The organism is Streptomyces sp. NPDC050263, from assembly GCF_040655955.1.
Lineage (GTDB): Bacteria > Actinomycetota > Actinomycetes > Streptomycetales > Streptomycetaceae > Streptomyces.
Map to the genome: position 1 here is coordinate 1 of NZ_JBFAKW010000273.1, position 2,275 is coordinate 2,275.

1 protein-coding gene and 2 pseudogenes are annotated in these 2,275 nt (G+C 68.4%); all 3 read right to left on the reverse strand.

Features of this window, described 5'->3' with window-relative positions:
• A pseudogene (locus AB0J04_RS45885) lies at nucleotides 1-148 on the reverse strand (transposase); the annotation flags it as partial.
• Between the two features lie 114 nt (nucleotides 149-262).
• On the reverse strand, nucleotides 263-2,023 hold the full coding sequence (locus tag AB0J04_RS45890) for an IS1634 family transposase (protein WP_363174687.1): 1,761 nt from the start codon (nucleotides 2,021-2,023) through the stop codon (nucleotides 263-265).
• Nucleotides 2,024-2,180: 157 nt separating this feature from the next.
• A pseudogene (locus tag AB0J04_RS45895) lies at nucleotides 2,181-2,275 on the reverse strand (transposase); the annotation flags it as partial.

Sequence of the window (2,275 nt, forward strand, 5' to 3'; positions counted from 1 at the left end):
GGCGCGATGCGTAGCGCAGGCTGGCGCGGATGAGGTGGACCACGCAGGTCTGCACGACGGTCTGGGGCCAGACGGTGTTCACCGCGTCGGGCAGGTAGCTCAGCCCGTCGCAGACCAGCATGAGCACGTCGCGGACGCCTCTGTTCTTCCTGAGTTCCGCAGCTGAGATGGCGCTCTAGTACACGAATATGGGGTTTGACCTGTGGGTATGCCTGAGTGCACGCCGGATCGGCGTGTGTCTAGGCGAGGGTGTTCGTGCAGGTCAGGCGGATGTGTCGGGTTCCAGGGCGATGATGCGCTTGGGCTCGGGGACGCCGAGCTTGGCGAGGATCGCGCGCTGGGCGGGGCTGGTCTCGGTGCGCTGGCGGAAGGTTCCGGCGGGGCCGGCGAAGGTGCCGACGTGGATGCGCTCGAGTTCCTCGCGCAGGTTGATCCAGGTCTCGTCGCAGGTGGTCTCGGCGATGCGGATCAGGAGCAACGCGAGCCAGCAGAGCAGGACATGGGCGCGTATGCGGTCTTCCTTGCGGTGGTAGACGGGCCGCAGATCGATGATCGTCTTCATGTCTCGCCAGCCGCGTTCCACTTCTAGGAGCTGCTTGTAGCCGGTCGCGATGTCCTCGGCCGACAGGTGCGGGTCGCTGCAGCGCAGGAGGAACTTCCCGTCCAGGCGCTCCTCGGCCTTGATCGCGGCCTTGTCGATCCGCAGCAGCCCGCCGGGGGTGGTGCGCAGGAAGCGGTTCAGGCCGGGCTTGGTGGACAGCCGTCCGCGGAGTTCGGCGCGCTTGGTCGCGCTCAGCTTGTCGGTGTTCGCGATCGCCTCGCCGAGCTGAGCGAGGAGGTCGGAGCGGATCGCGGCGTCGCGCTTGGCCTGCTCGGGGTTGTGGCAGATCACGAACCGGTCGGCGGTGTCGTCGAGTTGGACCTGTTTGACCTGCATGTTGTCGGCGATGTGCGCGTATCGTCCCTGGCGGGACAGGGCGGCCTGGGCGGCGGGCGAGCCGGAGCGGATCTTCTCGCCGAGGATGTAGTGGCCGCCGGCTCGTTGCAGGAAGCGGCGGTTCTTCTCGGAGGCGAAGCCGCGGTCGGCGACCCAGACCACCCGGGTCAGCTTCCACTCCCGCAGGTCCTCGCGGACCTGGCGGATCAGGGCCTGGTCGCCGGTGTTGCCGGGCCAGGACCAGACGCGGATAGGGATGCCGGTGCGGGTGACCGCCATCCCGATGACGGCTTGTGGCAGGTCCGGGCCGTGGTCCTTGCTCTTGCCGTACGCGCGGAACGACTTCACGTTCTCCTCGCCGTCGCCGTCGCCGTCGCCGTCGCCGTCGCCGTCGCCGTCGGGCTGTGCGGCCGAGGCCGATGCCTGATCCAGGCGGCGGCCGTGTTCATCGCGGGCGGCGGGGACGTCGGGCTCTCCGGTCTCGAAGTAGGTGCTGGCGGTGTCGAAGAACAGCAAGTCGACTTCGAGGTTGAGGAGGTCGGCGACGGCCCAGTAGACCTCCTCGGCAAGCTGGTCCTCGATGGTCAACAGCCAGTCCATCGCCCGGTAGCAGGCGTCCTCGCCGGTGGAGGGCAGGCCGGGGATGTGGCTGTCATGCTCGATCCAGCGGGTCGCGGCGAGTTTCGAGCTGGGGGCCAGGGCCCGGTTGGCGACCAGCGCGAACAGGACCCGCTCGGCGGCCGGGTCCAGGCGGCGGCCCTTGAGGAGCTTCTTCATCACCTTGTCGATCCCGATGCGCTGCCACAGGCCGTCCAGGGCATGGGCGCCGCCCATCGGGCGGGAGGCCAGGAACGTCAACTCCGAGCCGGTGGTGGCCCGCAGGGCGGCGGCCGGGTCGAGGAGTTTGGTCAGCGAGGCGACCAGACGCTCGATGGCCGCGCGGTCCAGGCGGTCCTCGCGGCCGAAGCTGTGCAGGACCTGCGGGCGAGAGGTGCCGGTGGCGGCGTCCCACTCGTTGTGCGCGAGCTGCAAGTAGCGCACGGCCGAGCCGTCCTTGTTCTTCCGTGTCGTCGCCCGTACGTACATGGTTCCAGACCTTAACAGCATCACCACAGGTCAACGCAGGGTAGTCGCATGAAACGTGTTACTAGGTGATTCCGTCCGTTCCACCAGGCCGGAACCCCGTGGCCTGCGGCAATACCGTCATCCGTGTCCAGAACCCGCCATCAGCTGCGGAACGCAGGTTCTTGATCTCGGTCAGGACGGTCTGCCAGTACTTGGCGCCCTCGCCGCCGTTGCCGGCCCACAGTCCGAGGATCTCGCGGTAGCCGTCCGCGG

Bases quoted from the DNA above. Each gene is read 5' to 3' on its own strand.
- AB0J04_RS45890 (WP_363174687.1), bottom strand. From the start codon at position 2,023: ATGTACGTACGGGCGACGACACGGAAGAACAAGGACGGCTCGGCCGTG.